The 14,743-nt window shown below is 67.5% G+C and carries 15 protein-coding genes; 5 read left to right on the top strand and 10 right to left on the bottom strand.

The genetic code is table 11. From position 1 onward, the window contains the following. Positions 1-95: 95 nt before the first annotated feature. Positions 96-1,427, bottom strand: a complete 1,332-nt coding sequence (locus tag ACMZPQ_RS18310) for an Nramp family divalent metal transporter (protein ID WP_197583647.1) — start codon at positions 1,425-1,427, stop codon at positions 96-98. 117 nt (positions 1,428-1,544) lie between these two features. Between ACMZPQ_RS18310 and mntR the strand changes: the two genes are divergently transcribed. Next, positions 1,545-2,009, top strand: coding sequence for a manganese-binding transcriptional regulator MntR (gene mntR / locus ACMZPQ_RS18305; RefSeq protein ID WP_197583648.1), 465 nt, complete (start codon positions 1,545-1,547; stop codon positions 2,007-2,009). 108 nt (positions 2,010-2,117) lie between these two features. Here mntR and ACMZPQ_RS18300 read toward each other — a convergent pair whose 3' ends face one another. From ACMZPQ_RS18300 to fabR, 3 genes are all read right to left on the bottom strand, one after another. Beyond that, the gene (locus ACMZPQ_RS18300) at positions 2,118-2,663 is read right to left on the bottom strand and encodes a thioredoxin-like domain-containing protein (protein WP_197583650.1); all 546 of its coding nucleotides are present in this window, start codon (positions 2,661-2,663) and stop codon (positions 2,118-2,120) included. Beyond that, on the bottom strand, positions 2,653-4,812 hold the full coding sequence (locus tag ACMZPQ_RS18295; RefSeq protein WP_197583651.1) for a TonB-dependent receptor domain-containing protein: 2,160 nt from the start codon (positions 4,810-4,812) through the stop codon (positions 2,653-2,655). The genes ACMZPQ_RS18300 and ACMZPQ_RS18295 overlap by 11 nt, the downstream gene beginning before the upstream one ends. Before the next feature lie 216 nt (positions 4,813-5,028). After that, the gene (gene fabR / locus ACMZPQ_RS18290; protein WP_008267228.1) at positions 5,029-5,685 is read right to left on the bottom strand and encodes an HTH-type transcriptional repressor FabR; all 657 of its coding nucleotides are present in this window, start codon (positions 5,683-5,685) and stop codon (positions 5,029-5,031) included. A 92-nt stretch (positions 5,686-5,777) separates the two neighbouring features. Here fabR and ACMZPQ_RS18285 point away from each other — a divergent pair, with 92 nt between their 5' ends. Continuing rightward, positions 5,778-6,848: a ferredoxin reductase gene (locus ACMZPQ_RS18285; protein WP_197583652.1), complete on the top strand. Its 1,071-nt coding sequence runs from the start codon at positions 5,778-5,780 to the stop codon at positions 6,846-6,848. An 11-nt stretch (positions 6,849-6,859) separates the two neighbouring features. Continuing rightward, the gene (locus ACMZPQ_RS18280; protein ID WP_197583653.1) at positions 6,860-8,008 is read left to right on the top strand and encodes a fatty acid desaturase; all 1,149 of its coding nucleotides are present in this window, start codon (positions 6,860-6,862) and stop codon (positions 8,006-8,008) included. A gap of 5 nt (positions 8,009-8,013) precedes the next feature. On the opposite strand, the gene ACMZPQ_RS18275 is transcribed toward ACMZPQ_RS18280, so the two are convergent. From ACMZPQ_RS18275 to ACMZPQ_RS18255, 5 genes are all read right to left on the bottom strand, one after another. Beyond that, entirely contained in the window at positions 8,014-8,349 is a 336-nt protein-coding gene (locus ACMZPQ_RS18275) for a tetratricopeptide repeat protein (protein ID WP_197583655.1), read from the bottom strand. Continuing rightward, positions 8,349-8,924 carry a flavin reductase family protein gene (locus ACMZPQ_RS18270; RefSeq protein ID WP_197583656.1) on the bottom strand — a complete coding sequence of 192 codons (576 nt, stop codon included), beginning with the start codon at positions 8,922-8,924 and terminating at the stop codon, positions 8,349-8,351. The genes ACMZPQ_RS18275 and ACMZPQ_RS18270 overlap by 1 nt, the downstream gene beginning before the upstream one ends. Then, on the bottom strand, positions 8,921-9,550 hold the full coding sequence (locus ACMZPQ_RS18265; protein ID WP_197583657.1) for a superoxide dismutase: 630 nt from the start codon (positions 9,548-9,550) through the stop codon (positions 8,921-8,923). Before ACMZPQ_RS18265 ends, ACMZPQ_RS18270 begins: the two co-directional genes overlap by 4 nt. A gap of 165 nt (positions 9,551-9,715) precedes the next feature. Then, entirely contained in the window at positions 9,716-11,239 is a 1,524-nt protein-coding gene (locus ACMZPQ_RS18260; RefSeq protein ID WP_197584274.1) for a thioredoxin family protein, read from the bottom strand. Positions 11,240-11,344: 105 nt separating this feature from the next. After that, complete coding sequence (locus ACMZPQ_RS18255) at positions 11,345-12,319, bottom strand: LysR family transcriptional regulator (RefSeq protein ID WP_414486236.1); 975 nt, start codon at positions 12,317-12,319, stop codon at positions 11,345-11,347. Between the two features lie 38 nt (positions 12,320-12,357). Between ACMZPQ_RS18255 and ACMZPQ_RS18250 the strand changes: the two genes are divergently transcribed. Then, entirely contained in the window at positions 12,358-13,122 is a 765-nt protein-coding gene (locus ACMZPQ_RS18250; RefSeq protein ID WP_197584269.1) for an SDR family oxidoreductase, read from the top strand. Between the two features lie 12 nt (positions 13,123-13,134). On the opposite strand, the gene ACMZPQ_RS18245 is transcribed toward ACMZPQ_RS18250, so the two are convergent. Next, a complete protein-coding gene (locus ACMZPQ_RS18245) occupies positions 13,135-13,584 on the bottom strand; it encodes a GNAT family N-acetyltransferase (RefSeq protein WP_197584267.1) in 450 nt (149 codons plus the stop codon). A gap of 66 nt (positions 13,585-13,650) precedes the next feature. On the opposite strand from ACMZPQ_RS18245, the gene ACMZPQ_RS18240 reads away from it, so the two are divergent. Then, positions 13,651-14,586: a TIGR03571 family LLM class oxidoreductase gene (locus ACMZPQ_RS18240; RefSeq protein ID WP_197584264.1), complete on the top strand. Its 936-nt coding sequence runs from the start codon at positions 13,651-13,653 to the stop codon at positions 14,584-14,586. The last annotated feature ends 157 nt before the right edge of the window (positions 14,587-14,743 follow it).

Here is a 14,743-nt window from a genome sequence, read left to right as displayed (position 1 = left end):
TTCGCGCGGTGCGCGATGAGTCGAGCATAGCTCGACTCTACAAGGACATCCACGCATGGCGTGGATCTACCGGGGCAGGCGCCGTGCGTTTGGCGTCAGGCTCCGCTGAAGGTATCCAGCAGCAACTTCACGTTCAGTGCCACGATCACCAGCGCGATCACCCACGCGATGCTTCCCAGCCAGCGCGGTGCCACCAGTGCACCCATCGTCACCTTGTCGGTCACGATCCGCACCAGCGGGATGATCGCGAACGGCAGCTGCATCGACAGCACCACCTGGCTCAGCACCAGCAGCTTCACCGCGCCCTGGTCGCCGAACAGCACGATCACCACCACCACCGGAATGATCGCAAGCGCCCGGGTGATCAAGCGCCGCAGCCACGGCGGCAGGCGCAGGTGCAGGAAGCCCTCCATCACGATCTGCCCGGCCAGCGTGGCGGTCACCGTGGAGTTCAGCCCCGAGGCCAGCAGGGCGATCGCAAACAGGGTGGCCGCCGCGCCCACGCCCAGCATCGGTGCCAGCAACTGGTGCGCCTGCTCGATGTCTTCCACATCAAAGCGGCCGTTGGCGTGGAACACCGCCGCGGCCAGGATCAGGATGCTGGCATTGATGAACAGCGCGAGGGTCAGCGCAATGGTGCTGTCGGTGACCGCCCAGCGCAACGCGCTGCGACGCCCTTCATCGGTGCGCGGGTAGGCGCGGGTCTGCACGATGGACGAATGCAGGTACAGATTGTGTGGCATCACCGTGGCGCCGATGATGCCGATGGCGATGTACAGCGCATGCGGATCGGTCACCACCTGCGCACGCGGGATGAAGCCGCCGAGTACCGCCATCACCGGTGGCGCGGCCATTGCGATCTGCACCACGAAGCAGGCGAAGATCACCATCAGCAGCGCGATCACGAACGCTTCCAGTGCACGGAAGCCGCGGTTCATCAGCAGCAGCACCAGCAGCGTATCCAGCGCGGTGATCACCGCGCCCCACAGCAGTGGCAGGTCGAACAGCAGTTTCAGCGCGATCGCGGTGCCGATCACCTCGGCCAGGTCGCAGGCGATGATCGCCGCCTCGCACAGCGCCCACAGCGCCAGGTTCACCGGCTTGGGGTAGCGCGCGCGGCAGGCCTGGGCCAGGTCCATACCGGTGGCGATGCCCAGCCGCGCCGAGAGCGCCTGCAGGATCACCGCCATCAGGTTGGAAATGAGGATGACCGACAGCAGCAGGTAGCCGAAGCGCGACCCGCCGGCCAGATCGGTGGCCCAGTTGCCCGGGTCCATGTAACCGACCGAGATCATGTAGCCCGGGCCGAGGAAGGCCAGCAGGCGGAACCACCAGTGGCCCTTGTCAGGCACGGCTACCGACGCGTTGAGCGCGCCCAGGCTGGCCGGAGTGGAGGCCGAAGGGTCGCGGGGCGCCAGGGTGTTCATGGGTCCGAATATAGCTCCTGCTATAGTCGTTAGCAATGTGAAACAATCGTCTTTATCGCGTTACTGGTCCAGAATTCAGGTTCAACACCGGAGTACACCGGAAGGACAGGCGCAGGCGTGGGCAAGACCGACGATTCGACATCGCTGAAAAGCACCCCCTTGATCGAGGCCGAGCGCCAGGTCGAGAGCTTCCGGCAAGTGCGCGAGGCACACCGGATGGAGCTGGTGGAGGACTATGTCGAGCTGATCTCGGACCTGCTGGCCGACGGCGGCGAGGCCCGCCAGGTCGACATCGCCACGCGCCTGGGCGTGGCCCAGCCGACGGTGGCGAAGATGCTGCGGCGGCTGGCCCGCGACGGCTGGGTGGTGCAGCGGCCGTACCGTGGCGTGTTCCTGACACCGGAAGGCGAGGCATTGGCCCACGCCAGCCGCCAACGCCACCAGACCGTGGAACGTTTCCTGCTGGCGCTGGGCGTGGACGCGGATACCGCGCGCCGCGATGCCGAGGGCATCGAACACCATGTCAGCGAACAGACGCTGGCGTTGTTCGAGGCGTTCGTGCGCAAGGCCGAGGGCGATTGAGTCAGGGGTTCCCGGCAAGAGCATCCACGCATGGCGTGGATCTACTCGTGAACGTGATTTCGGCTGCTGTTCGCAGGATGACAGGGGGTATCCACGCATGGCGTGGATCTACCTGGGCGGGCAGCGCGCCTGTTGCTGTGCGCACGCCTGTTTCGTCCATTCCTTCAACACCGCCTGCAGGCCGTCATAGCGTCGCCCTTGCCAGCCATTGGCCAGCACCTTGCCATCGGCGTCGAGCAGCACCAGGTTGGGTGGGCCCAGCCCCGCCAGTGCCTGCAGCGCGGGCATCCGTTTGGCGCGGCGCGGGTCCAGCACTGGCCACGGCATGTCCTGCGCCTGCATGTAACGGCGCAGCGCGGCCTCGCTTTCGTCCAGGCTGACGTACACCACTTCGGTATCGGCGCCGGCTTCGCGCAGGGCATCGCGCACGCTGCGCAGGGTCGGTACGAAGGCATGGCAGGGTGCGCACCAGTCGGCACCGAAGTACAGCGCGACCAGCTTCGGTGGCGGAGACCAGTGCGTGGGCTGCAGCGATCGCTGCTCGGGCCGCATCAACGAGGCCGAAACCTGGGCGTGCAGGTCCGTCGCCATCGCCGGCACGGCGAGCAGCAGCGCGCCGGCCAGCAACAGCGCTCGCAATACTTCAGAACGCATAGCGCAGGTTGACGTACCACGAGCGCGCAAAACGCGGGCCGTAGACGTAATCGCTGTCACGCAGTGCACCGGTTTCCAGGTCCTTCTGGCGCTGGTCGAACACATTCTTGACGCCTGCCGCGACCGACACTTCCTGCTGCGCCTGTGCGCCCAGATGCCGGTGCCAGCGCGCACCGAGATCGGTGACCAGGAACGCACGCGTGCGGTGCAGTTCGCCCAGGCGGTTGTTCAGCACTGACATCGGGCCAGTGTGGCGCAGTGCCACGAAGGTCTCCCACGGCTCGGCCGGCATCCAGCTGAGCTGGGCCAGCCCGGTCCAGCGCGGTGTCTTCAGGTAGTCGCGGCTCTCGATGACGGTGTCGCCGCCCTCGCCGGTGTCGTCGAAGATGCGCTGCGGTTCGCGGAAGCGCGAGCGGTACCATGACGCGCCAGCGGTCAAACGCCACTGCGGCGAAGGCTGCCAACCAAGGTTGGTTTCCGCGCCCAGCACGTTCGAGCCGGAGGCGTTGTAGCGCAGCTGGCTCAGCTGGCCGTCTTCACCGCGCTGGATCTCGCCCAGCGCGAAGGTGTCGCGGATGCGCGCATACGAGGCGGTGGCATCCCAGCTCCACACTGGATTGGCCGGGTCCGAACGCCAGTCGAAGCCGAACAGCGTGGTCAACGCGCGCTCTTCCTTCAAGCCGTCGTTGTTGCGCACGCGCACCTGTTCGCCGCCGAGGGTATCCACATGCACGTCTTCGACGAAGATCTCCGGCGCACGGAAGCCGGTGGCAACGCCTGCGCGCCATTTCAGGTCCGGCGTGGCCTGCCAGGCCAGCGCGATGCGCGGCGAGAACACCGCGTTGTCCAGCTCCGAGCTCTTGTCCACGCGCGCGCCGAGTACAAGGTCCACGTTGTCACGCAGGCTCCACTCGTCCTGGACGAATGCGCCCAGGTTATGGAAGGTCGCATCCTCCAGTACGGCAAGACGTTGCCCGGCACCGTTGCGGTTGTCGTCGCGCAGCGCCTCGTGCTTGTACTGCACGCCGAAGGCCAGCGCATGCGCGCCCAGCCGCCAGTTCAATTGGCTGTCGATGTAGTGGAGCGGGTTGTGGGTGCGGCCGTACTGGCGCCATGAACGCGAGGCGGCGCTGTCGGCCACGTTCGGGTCCAGCTGCGACGGGTCATAGCCCGGCGCCGTCGGATCGGTGACCACGTCGCCGAGGCCGCCATAGAAGCTGTCACGATCAATGTCGGCGAACGCGTAGGCGAGACGGAAGTCGACGTCGGCGTTGATTTCCTGGTCCCAGGACACGCTGCCGCGGCGGTATTTCGTGTCCAGTGATTCGGCGATATTGGCCAGGTACTCGGGCTGGTCCAGGCGGTTGCCGCCGCGGCGGGTTTCGTCGGTCACCTGCAGGTCCAGGCGCAGCCGCGTGCCCGGCGTGGGTGCGTACCACGCCTGCAGCCCACCGACCTTGAGGTTCTTGCGGGTGATCTCGGTATAGCCGTCGCCGTTGTAGTCGATGCCGCTGTTCCAGTTGCGCTGGGCAATCACCGACAGCCCGGCGTCGGCATCGTTCGCGACCAGATCCAGGCGCACGTCGGCATTCTTCTGCGGCGTGCCCTTCAATACATCCACGCCGGCCTGCACGTGCCCCCCGCTGCGCGCCGGCAGCGGCGGGATCAGGTTGATCACTCCGGCAACCGCACCCGGGCCGTACAGTGCCGAGCCACCGCCCTTGACCACTTCGATGCGGTCGACGAAGCCGGCCGGGATCTGTTCCAGCCCGTACACGCTGCCCAGTGTGGACAGCAGCGGAATGCCATCGAACAGCAGCTGGTTGTAGGCGCCGGGCAGGCCCAGCAGCTGCACTTCGCTGGTGTTGCAGTTCTGGCAGTTGCTCTCTACGCGCAGGCCGTTGATCAGTTCGGCGGCACGCGAGAAGTCAGTGGCCGCACGCAGCGCGATGTCTTCCTTGCGCAGGACCTCGGTGCGGATCGGTACGTCCGACAGCAGGCGTTCGCTGCGGGTGGCAGTACTGACCTTGACCTGCACGCGGTCCAGTTCGGTCGGCTTCGGCGAGGCGGCCAGCGCAGGGAGCGGCAGGATCAGGGCGATGGCGGCGGCCAGGGGCAGCCGATGGAAAAGCGGGGTGGCAACGTGCATGAGGGCGTCGTCCTTGGGGAGGAAAGGCGGCGAGGGCGACCTGGCTGGGGCATATGAAAGCAGCGGCTCATAGATATAGCAAGTGCTATATATCGAAGCCTCAGCAATTCTGGGCGCAACAGGCATCCGGGTGGATCATGCAAGTGTTATAACATTACATATCGAGGCCGCGACCCTGCCGGTGGTCATGTACCGCGATGCACGATTCGAGTCTTATCAGCCGCGGCGGAAGGCAGCGGGGGTGCGGGCGCCGACGATGATCATGCGGATCATCGTCGAGATCTGTTCGACCAGTTCCGGGTCGTTTTCCGGAGGTTGGTCCATGGCCGACGCGCCCATCGCGAACACCAGGCGGGTGATCGCCATCGAGACCAGTTCCGGCTTGTGCAGGACCGCGCCATCGAGGGCGGCCAGGCGCACCAGGTCGTGCTGCAGCTCTTCCTCGAAATAGTGCAGCTCACGCTCGACTGCGTGCTTGAAATCGTCCGAGCCGACCGCGCCTTCGCGCAGCAGCACGTGCAGCAGCTTGTCGTCGGCACGCAGCTGCTCCATGAAGGTCTCCACCGACACGCGCACCACGCTGGTGGCGCTGGAGGTGGCGCGCTGGCGGGCTTCGCCGATGATGGTGCGCAGCGAGCGGCCGGCCACGTCGATCAGGGCCACGGCCAGTTCGTCCATGTCGCGGAACTGCCGATAGAAGCTGTTCGGCGCGATGCCCGCCTCGCGGGCCACTTCACGCAGGCTCAGCGTGGACAGGCTGCGGTGCGGCCCGATCAGCTTCAGCGCGGCAGCCAGCAGATCCTCGCGGCTCACCGTTCGGCGGGTCGGGCTGTTGGCATCTTCGTTCGGCGTCAGGGCGGTGGCGGCGGCCATGGGTGTTCCGGTGGGGCAAGGCTGAATCATACCCAATCCGGTTCAATATACACATGTATACACAGGTGTATGTGCGCCCGTATAGTGCCCCCATGAGCGCTGTCGTCCGTCCTTCCCTGTTTTCCCCGCACCGCTGGGTGTCGCCGACGCTGTTCGATTTCTGGGCAGGTCAGCTGAATCCATTGTGGACCCTGCGTGAGCCGATGGCCCGCCTGGTACGGCGTGAGCCGGCCGGCGAGGGCGCGGCAACCCTGGTGCTGCGCACCAACCGGCACTGGGCCGGCATGCGCGCCGGCCAGCACGTGACCCTGAGCGTGGAAATTGAAGGTCGCGTGTGGCAGCGCAGCTACAGCCCCACCGTGGTGGGGCGGCGCGAACTGGCGATTACCGTCAAGGCGGTCGAGGGCGGGCGGGTCAGCCAGCATCTGGTCAACCATGCTCGGCCGGGCGAGCTGTTCCGTGTCGATGCCGCGTTCGGCGAGTTCCACATGCCCGCCGCCGCACCGGTGCTGCTGCTGGCTGCCGGCAGTGGCATCACGCCGATGCGCAGCCTGCTGCGCGAGGCCTGCCAGCGTCCATTGGCGGCGCCGGTGGACCTGTTCTACTGGGAGCGCACCACTGGCCACCTGCAGTTCCGTGATGAACTGCAGGCGCTGGCCGCAGCGCAGCCGAATCTGCGCGTGCATCTGCTGACCACCCGCGAAGGCGACATCCCGGCCGCGCGCATCGGCAGCCATGGGCTGCAGGTGGCCGGCGATGACACGCCGCTGGCACAGCGCCATGTGCTGGCCTGCGGCCCGGATGGGTTCGTCGCCGCTGCACGCGAACGTTTGGCGCATCAGGTGGCGGGCTTCCAGGCCGAGGCGTTCACCCCGCCGGCGCCGTTGCTTGGCGCCAGCAGCGAAGGCGAAGTGTCGTTGACGCTGGCACGCAGTGGCCGCCAGCTGAGCGTGCCGCGCAGCCGCTCCCTGCTGGAAAGCCTCGAAGCCCACGGCATCAAGCCCAAGCACGGCTGCCGCATGGGTATCTGCAACACCTGCACCTGTGATCGCGTCAGTGGCGCTACCCGCCACCTGCGCACCGGCGACCTGCAGTCCGAATCGGCGCAGCCGGTGCGGATCTGCGTGAGTGCGCCGACCACCGACCTGACCCTGGATCTCTGAGGACGCCTGCCATGACCCGCGCTACCGACCGTGCCCTGAGTACTGCCGAGATGCATGCCTTTGGCGAGGAGCTCGACGCGATCCGCGACCGTGTGATCGGCAGCTTGGGCGCCTCCGATACCCGTTACATCCGCCGCGTGGCCGCCGCCGTGCGCTGGTTTGGCGTGGGTGGCCGTGGCCTGCTGTTCCTGGCCGCGTTCTCGCCGCTGTTCTGGATGCCGCTGCTGTGGCCGGCCGCGATCACCGGCACGCTGCTGCTGGCGCTGTCGAAGATCCTGGAGAACATGGAGCTCGGCCACAACGTCATGCACGGCCAGTTCGACTGGACCGGCGACCCCAAGCTCAATGGCAACACCTATGAGTGGGATATCGTTGCCACCGCCGACAACTGGCGCAAGACCCACAATTTCCGCCATCACACCTACACCAACGTGCGTGGCATGGACGATGACATCGGCTATGGCCTGCTGCGCATCTTCCCGGAACAGCGCTGGAAGCCGTTCTACCTGCTGCAGCCGATCATCGCGCCGATCTTCGCACTGCTGTTCCAGTGGGGCGTGGCCGCGCAGGACCTGCGCCTGGGCCGCTGGCTGAAGGGCCGCATGAGTGCCCGCGCGATGTGGCTGCAGACCCGCCCGGTGGCACGCAAGATGGCCCGCCAGGTGCTGAAGGACTACGTGTTCTTCCCGCTGCTGGCCGGCCCGTTCTTCCTCACCGTGATGCTGGGCAACATGGTGGCCAACGGCCTGCGCAACATCTGGACCTACGTCATCATCTTCTGCGGCCACTTCACCGCCGAATCGGAAACCTTCCCGAAGGAATGCCTGCGCAATGAATCGCGCGGCCACTGGTACCTGCGCCAGCTGCGTGGCTCGTCCAACATCAGCGGTGGTTTCCTGATCAACGTGCTGTCGGGCAACCTCAGCCACCAGATCGAGCACCACTTCTACCCGGACCTGCCGGCCAACCGCTATGCAGCCATCGCCAAGGAAGTGAAGGACATCTGCCGTCGCTACGGCCAGCACTACAACAACGGCTCGCTGCCGCGCCAGTTCGGCCAGGTGGCCTGGCGCATCCTGCGCCACGCGTTCCCGAGCAAGCCGCGCCGCCTGCCGATGGCGGACATCATGTCCGCACCGGCATCGGCCAACGCGGGCTGATCCACTCAGCCCGCCTTCGCCAGGGCCGCCTGTTCGCGGTCCAGGCGACGCAGGAACACCTGCATTTCCTTGCGCGCCTGCTGGTCACCCTTGCTGCCGGCCACGCTCAGCCCGCGCTGCCACGCCTCGCGCGCCGCCTGCGGCTGGCCACTGGCCAGCCAGGCCTTGCCCAGCAGCTTCCAGGCCGCCGAGTAGTGCGGATCGAGCACCACGCAGCGGCCCAGATGGGTCGCCGCGCGCAGCGGGTTGCCGGCATCCAGCCAGCCCTTGCCCAGGCCGAAGCGCAGCAGCGCGCCGTCCTTGCCGTTGGCCAGCATGCATTCCAGGGCCTCGATGTTCATCAACGCACCTCCTGCAGCAGTTCTTCCGGTCCCGGCTGGAAACGGCCGCGATGGAACAGCAAGGGCGCGCCCCCGTTCTCGTTGACATCGATGATGCGGCCGGCCAGCAGCAGGTGATCGCCCACCGGCCATTGCGCGTGGCGGGTACAGGTGAGGTGGGCCACCGCACCGGCGATGCGCGGCGGGGCGTCTACGTCATCCTCCAGCAACGGCAGGCCGTCGAAACGGTCGCGCACCTGTGGGTCGGCGAAGCGCAGTGCCAACGTTTCCTGGTCGGCCGCCAGCACACTGATCGCAAAGCGGGTGGCGCGCTGGAAGGTGGACAGGCTCTGCGCGTGCAGTGCCAGGTTCCACAGCACCAGCGGTGGATGCAGTGATACCGGCACGAACGAGTTGATGGTCAGGCCAACCGGTTTGCCCTGCGCATCGCGCGCGCAGACGATCGCCACCCCCGTGGGGAAATGGCCGAGCAGCCGCCGCAGTGCACGCGGCGGCATCTCGACCGACGGCGCCGGGGCCGGGGCCGGGAACACCCCCGCCCACGGCCCGGCATACGGCAGTGTCTCGCCGCTCATGAGGCCCGGGCCTGGCGGTAGCGCCGGCCGACCTCGGCCCAGTTGATGATGTTGAAGAAGGCGCCAATGTAGTCCGGGCGACGGTTCTGGTAATGCAGATAGTAGGCGTGCTCCCAGACGTCCAGCGCCAGGATCGGGGTGTTGCCGGACAGGCCAACCGTGGTGCCCATCAGCGGGTTGTCCTGGTTGGCGCTGCTTTCAACCTGCAGCCGTCCATCGCGATCAGTGGTCAGCCATGCCCAGCCACTGCCGAAGCGGGTCTGTGCGGCCTTGCTGAAGGCCTCCTTGAATGCATCGAAGCCGCCGAGATCGCGATCGATGGCCGCGCCGAGTTCGTCATCAGGGGTGCCGCCACTGGCGCTGAGTACGGTCCAGAACAGGCTGTGGTTGGCGTGGCCACCGCCATTGTTGCGCACCGCGCCGCGCTGTGCTTCGGGCACGGCATCGAGGTTGGCGATCAGCGCCTCGACCGGTTGTGCGGCGATGCCGGCTTGCTCGAGGGCGGCATTGAGGTTGTTGACGTAGGTCTGGTGGTGCTTGCCGTGATGGATCTCCATCGTGCGCGCATCGAAGTGCGGCTCGAGGGCGTCATAGGCGTAGGGGAGCGGGGGAAGCGAGTACGACATTGAAACGATCTCCGTAGGGAAGGCCAGGGGGCTGGCCGTGGGGAGATCGTTATCGCACCTCAACATTGGTTGAGGTCAAGAGCGGCGTGGAGGCGTGGTAGTGCCGGCCGCTGGCCGGCAATCAGAGAGGGTCGGGATGCCGGCCAGCGGCCGGCGCTACCGCAATCAGCTCAGCCATTCCTTGCACGCGCCATCGACCTGCTCGCCGCAGGCCTGCTGCATCCGCTGCTGCAGCCGCGCCAGCGTCTCCGCGCCCTGGTGCTTTCCGCTCCAGGTCTTCAACTGGCCAGCCAAGCGCTCGAAACGCTGCCGCGTGCGCTGGTGGTAGCCGGACGGCTGCGCGTCCAGTTCGGCGATCAGCGCGGTGGTGGCCTGTTCGATGCGCGGGGCATCCTCCGGGGCCAGGCGCAGCAGGCCTTCCACGTACAGCACACCCCACTGCACCCGGGTGGCCGGGCCCTGCGCACCGTCGTAGGCGCGCTTCAGCCACTCCAGCGCACCGGCGGTGTCGCCGCGCTGCTCGGCCAGTTCGGCCAACTCGGGCATGTAGTAGTAGGGCTGTTCGCTGCGCTTCAGTTCGGCCAACAGCAACGCCTCGGCGCCCGCATCGTCGCCGACCTGGCGCAACGCGTACACCGCGCTGCTGATGGTGGCCTGGCGCGCATGCGCGTCGCTGGCGGCGGCGTCGGCGGCGGCCACGCGCTGCTTGACCCGCGCCACCAGCGCATCCGGCAGCGCGCCCTTCGGTTGCGCTTCGCGGGCCAGTGACACTTCGGTCAGTGCGCGCGACAGCGCATCGTCGGCGCGGTCACCACGTTCGGCATCTGCACGCTCCAGCGCCACCAGCAGCTGCTGGCCGAGCGAGTGCGTGCTGGCGGGGCCGGCGCTGGCCTGTTTCACCAGCGCGGCGCCGGCATAGCCGAGCAGTTCGCGGTTGCGGCGGACCTCGGCCGGTTGCGCCAGCACCGCCTGCAGCAGCTGGCGTACTTCGGTGGGCGACGCGCTCGGCTTCTCTGCGGTGGCCAGCGCCAGCAGCGCGAAGCGGTGTTTCAATGCCGCGTCCGGTGCGCTCCGGGACAGCTGATGCAGCACGTCTTCGCTCTTGCGCTCGCCCGCCAGGCGGTTGGCATCCACTTCCCAGCCGTAGTCGCCCAGCACCTGCCAGTCGTCGGACGTCAGTTTGTCCGGCGTCGCCAGTGCGCTGGCCAGCGTGGCGGCAACCGCGCTGCGGCGGCCGGCGGCCACGGTCAGCACCCGGGTCAGTTCAGCGGCATCGTTGCCGCCTGCCACGCGGGTGATTTCGTTGCGCTGTGGATCGAGCACGATCAGGGTCGGGTAGCCGCGCACGCCAAAGCGCTCGCCCCAGGCCTGCGCACCTTCCTCATCGCCATCCAGGTAGACCGGTACGAACTTGCTCGTCAGCGCGATGAAGGCCGGGTCCTTGAACAGGCCGGCCTTGAGCTGGTTGCACGGCGGGCACCAGACCGCACCCCAGTACAGCAACACCGGCTTGCCGCTCTCGGCCGCCTCGCCGAAGGCATCGTCGACGTCGCCCTGGCGCCAGGCGATGGCGGTGGCCGGCGCGGCCTCGGCAGCCTTTGCCGCGGCGAGCGGTGCCGGGGCCGGGGAGCAGGCGCTCAGTGCGGTGGCCAGCAACAACAGGGGAAGGGCAGCGCGCATCGGCAGCATCTCGAAGAGGCGGGGCAAGCCGGCATTGTAGGAAGGCCGGTGCCGGGTGTTGATGCAATTTGCTTATGAGCGGCGTGGCGCGCGGCATGTGACCGAGCGTCTCTCTCAGGGCTGGCGCTGCATTTCCGTGGCCAGCAGCCCGGCCAGCCAGGTCATGAACGCATCGACGCGGCGTGGCAGATGACGGCGCTGCGCGTAGACCAGGCTGACCGGCATCGGCTCAGCCACGCAGTCGGGCAGCACTTCCACCAGGGTGCCGCTGCGCAGCGCTTCGCGCGCGCCCATTTCCGGCACCTGGATGATGCCCAGCCCGGCCAGTGCAGCGGCGCTGTAGCCATCGGCGCTGTTGACGGTCAGCGCCCCCTGCATCGGCCAGTTGCGGTAATGCTGGCCATCGAAATACTCGAAACCGGGCGAGCGCTGGCCGAGCGTTCCGACGTAGTGCACCAGCGCGTGGCGGTCCAGGTCGGCGAGCACCCGCGGCACGCCGTGCGCTACCAGGTAGCCGGGGCTGGCGACATTGACGATGCGCATGTGACCGAGCAACCGGGCGACCAGGCTGCTGTCGTCCAGGGTGCCCACCCGCAGCACGCAGTCGAAGCCTTCGCGCACCACGTCCACGCGCTGGTCGGTGGCGCTCAGTTCGATCTCCAGCCCCGGGTGCAGGGCCAGGAAGGCCGGCAGCTGCGGGATCACCACGTTGCGCGCCATGCTTCCGGGCATGTCCACCCGCAGGCGCCCGCTCAGTTCGCTGGGCTGGCGGCGGAACAGGTTCTGCACCTCGTCCATGTCGTCGAGCAGGTCGTGCGCCCGTTGCTGGAGCTGGGCTCCGTCGGCGGTCAAGTGCACGCGGCGGGTGGTCCGGTGCAGCAGCTGGGTGCCCAGCTCTGCCTCCAGCCGGGAAATCGCCTGCGACACGCTGGCCTTGGGCAGGCCCAGGCTGTCTGCGGCGCGGGTGAAGGAGCCCAGTTCGGCGACGCGCAGGAACACGCGCAGGGTGTCGAGGCGGTCCATGGATTGTTTGCTTGGATTGAACAGTAAAATCAGAATCGCGCGATTTATGCGCACCTGCAATCCCAATAGTCTGACCGCACCTTCTCTTTTCCAGGTGCCTGGCCATGACTGCTTCCTCTTCCCGTGTCGTCCTCATCACCGGCGGCAGCCGCGGCCTCGGCCGCAATGCCGCGCTGGCGCTGGCCGCCGACGGTGCCGATATCGTGATCACCTATCGCGCGCAGGCCGAGGCGGCGGCCGAGGTGGTGCAGCAGGTGCAGGCGCTGGGCCGTCGTGCCCAGGCGCTGCCGCTGGACATGGCCGACAGCGCGGCGTTCCCTGAATTTGCCGCCCGCCTGCGTGATGCCCTGCAGTCGTGGGGCACCGGCAGCTTGCAGGGGCTGTTGAACAACGCCGGCGAGGGCCTGTACGCGCCCATCGCCGACACCACCGAAGCGCAGTTCGACCATGCCGTGGCCGTGCATCTGAAGGGGCCGTACTTCCTCACCCAGGCATTGCTGCCCTTGATCGCCGATGGTGGCCGCATCCTCAACGTGTCCAGCGGCCTGGCCCGCTTCTCGCTGCCGGGCAGCTCGGCCTACGCGATGATGAAGGGTGGCATCGAGGTGTTCACCCGTTACCTGGCCAAGGAGCTGGGAGCGCGTGGCATCAGCGCCAACACACTGGCGCCGGGCGCCATCGAGACCGACTTCGGTGGTGGCCGCGTGCGCGACGATGCGCAGGTCAATGCGATGGTGTCGTCGATCACCGCGCTGGGTCGTGCCGGCCGGCCCGATGACATCGGTCCGGTGGTGGTGGCGCTGCTGTCACCGTCCACGAGCTGGGTCAACGGCCAGCGCGTGGAAGCCTCCGGTGGCATGTTTGTCTGATCGCCGCAGCTGCTAGGGCGCGGCGTAGCTGAGGGGCTGGTACACCAGGCCATTGAACTCGCCGACGTCGCCGTCCAGCACGAAGCCGTAGCGCTGGTAGGTGGCTACGGCATTCAACGACGCGCGTACCGTCAGTACCGGTTCGCGCACCTTCGACAGTATCGCCTCGAACAGGGCATGGCCGATGCCCCGGCCCTGGCAGGCGGGGTCGACGAACAGCATCGCCAGGTGCCGGCCTTCCTTCAGTTCGACCACGCCGACGATGCGGTTTTCGTGCTCGGCCACCAGGATGTGGTTGTCGCCGTGCAGGCGCGCAGCGAATGCATCGGCGGCCGCGACGCTTTCGAAGGTGGCGATGCCGGCCTTGCCGAGTGACGGCGCGACCGCGGCAGTGAAGGCGGCCAGGCATATCGCGCTGGTCGCGGGCAGGTCATCGACGTGGGCGGGGCGGATCCTCGGCATGCAGTGTTCTTCCTGTGGTGGCCGGCGCGTCATCGCCGCCGCCGCCCTGCACGCTAAGCTGTCGGCATGAGTGAATTCAATGCTGCGCACGCGTTGGTATTTCCGAAGCAAGGCCTGAGCCTGGGCCTGATGACGCCGGTGGCTGCGCATGGGCTGGCCGATCCGGGCGCGGCACGACGCAGCGCACGGCTGGCCGATGATCTTGGCTTCGCCGCGCTGTGGACGCGCGACGTGCCGCTGATGGTGCCGCAAGGGCCGGATGCCACCGCCAGCGCATTGGACGATCCGTTCCTGTGGCTGGGCATGCTGGCTGCGGCAACCCCGCGAATCGCGATTGGAAGTGCGGCCATCGTGCTGCCGTTGCGGCAGCCGTTGCAGGTGGCGAAGTCGGCATTGAGCCTGGATCGGATCAGCGATGGACGCTTCGTGCTGGGGCTGGGTTCGGGCGATCGGCCTGAAGAATTCGCCGCGTTCGGCGAAGACCTGGAGGGCAGGGCGGCGACGTTCCGTGAGCGCTGGTCGCTGCTGCGCGCGGCGCTGTCACCCGACGCCGCTGAGCGGAGCGAGGTGCTGCGGGCGACCGGCGGCTTTGACGTGTTGCCGGCACCGGCCACGCGCATCCCGATGCTGGTGGTGGGCACCGCGCGGCAGAGCCTGCAGTGGATCGCGCGCGAGGCCGAAGGCTGGGCCACCTATCACCGCGAAGAGGCTGCGCAGGAAGGGCGCATCGGCCTGTGGCAGCAGGCGCTCGTGCAGGGCGGCGGGGCAGGCAAGCCATTCGTGCAGTCGATGCTGCTGGACCTGCAGGCAGACCCTAAGGCACCGCCGGAGCCACTGCCGCTGGGCCTGAAGGTGGGGCGCGATGGTCTGCGCGACTATCTGCTGCGGGTGCATGCACAGGGTGTGGCGCACGTGATGTTCAACCTGGTCGACAACGGGCGGCCGATGGGCCGCGTGTTGCGCGAGATCGGCGAGCACGTCCTGCCGGACCTGCTTCGGTAGGTGTCCACCTTGGTGGACACGAGATTGCCGTTGCAGCCGATGTTTCCTTCGAGCAGAAGCAGTCGAGCGTGGCTCGACTCTTATCTCTTCCGACTCTGGCACCTTAGGTGCCGAGAGCCCGGCGCGGACGACCGTTCGGCTCTAGGTCTTTTCGATC

The sequence above is a fragment of the Stenotrophomonas maltophilia genome, assembly GCF_047497515.2.
GTDB lineage: Bacteria > Pseudomonadota > Gammaproteobacteria > Xanthomonadales > Xanthomonadaceae > Stenotrophomonas.
This window is presented reverse-complemented; position numbering and strand designations above follow the sequence as displayed.

Bases quoted from the DNA above. Each gene is read 5' to 3' on its own strand.
- ACMZPQ_RS18300 (WP_197583650.1), bottom strand. From the start codon at position 2,663: ATGCGTTCTGAAGTATTGCGAGCGCTGTTGCTGGCCGGCGCGCTGCTG.
- ACMZPQ_RS18270 (WP_197583656.1), bottom strand. From the start codon at position 8,924: ATGAGCGGCGAGACACTGCCGTATGCCGGGCCGTGGGCGGGGGTGTTC.
- ACMZPQ_RS18275 (WP_197583655.1), bottom strand. From the start codon at position 8,349: ATGAACATCGAGGCCCTGGAATGCATGCTGGCCAACGGCAAGGACGGC.
- ACMZPQ_RS18250 (WP_197584269.1), top strand. From the start codon at position 12,358: ATGACTGCTTCCTCTTCCCGTGTCGTCCTCATCACCGGCGGCAGCCGC.
- ACMZPQ_RS18240 (WP_197584264.1), top strand. From the start codon at position 13,651: ATGAGTGAATTCAATGCTGCGCACGCGTTGGTATTTCCGAAGCAAGGC.
- fabR (WP_008267228.1), bottom strand. From the start codon at position 5,685: ATGGCCGCCGCCACCGCCCTGACGCCGAACGAAGATGCCAACAGCCCG.
- ACMZPQ_RS18265 (WP_197583657.1), bottom strand. From the start codon at position 9,550: ATGTCGTACTCGCTTCCCCCGCTCCCCTACGCCTATGACGCCCTCGAG.
- ACMZPQ_RS18280 (WP_197583653.1), top strand. From the start codon at position 6,860: ATGACCCGCGCTACCGACCGTGCCCTGAGTACTGCCGAGATGCATGCC.
- ACMZPQ_RS18285 (WP_197583652.1), top strand. From the start codon at position 5,778: ATGAGCGCTGTCGTCCGTCCTTCCCTGTTTTCCCCGCACCGCTGGGTG.
- ACMZPQ_RS18295 (WP_197583651.1), bottom strand. From the start codon at position 4,812: ATGCACGTTGCCACCCCGCTTTTCCATCGGCTGCCCCTGGCCGCCGCC.
- ACMZPQ_RS18310 (WP_197583647.1), bottom strand. From the start codon at position 1,427: ATGAACACCCTGGCGCCCCGCGACCCTTCGGCCTCCACTCCGGCCAGC.
- ACMZPQ_RS18260 (WP_197584274.1), bottom strand. From the start codon at position 11,239: ATGCTGCCGATGCGCGCTGCCCTTCCCCTGTTGTTGCTGGCCACCGCA.
- ACMZPQ_RS18245 (WP_197584267.1), bottom strand. From the start codon at position 13,584: ATGCCGAGGATCCGCCCCGCCCACGTCGATGACCTGCCCGCGACCAGC.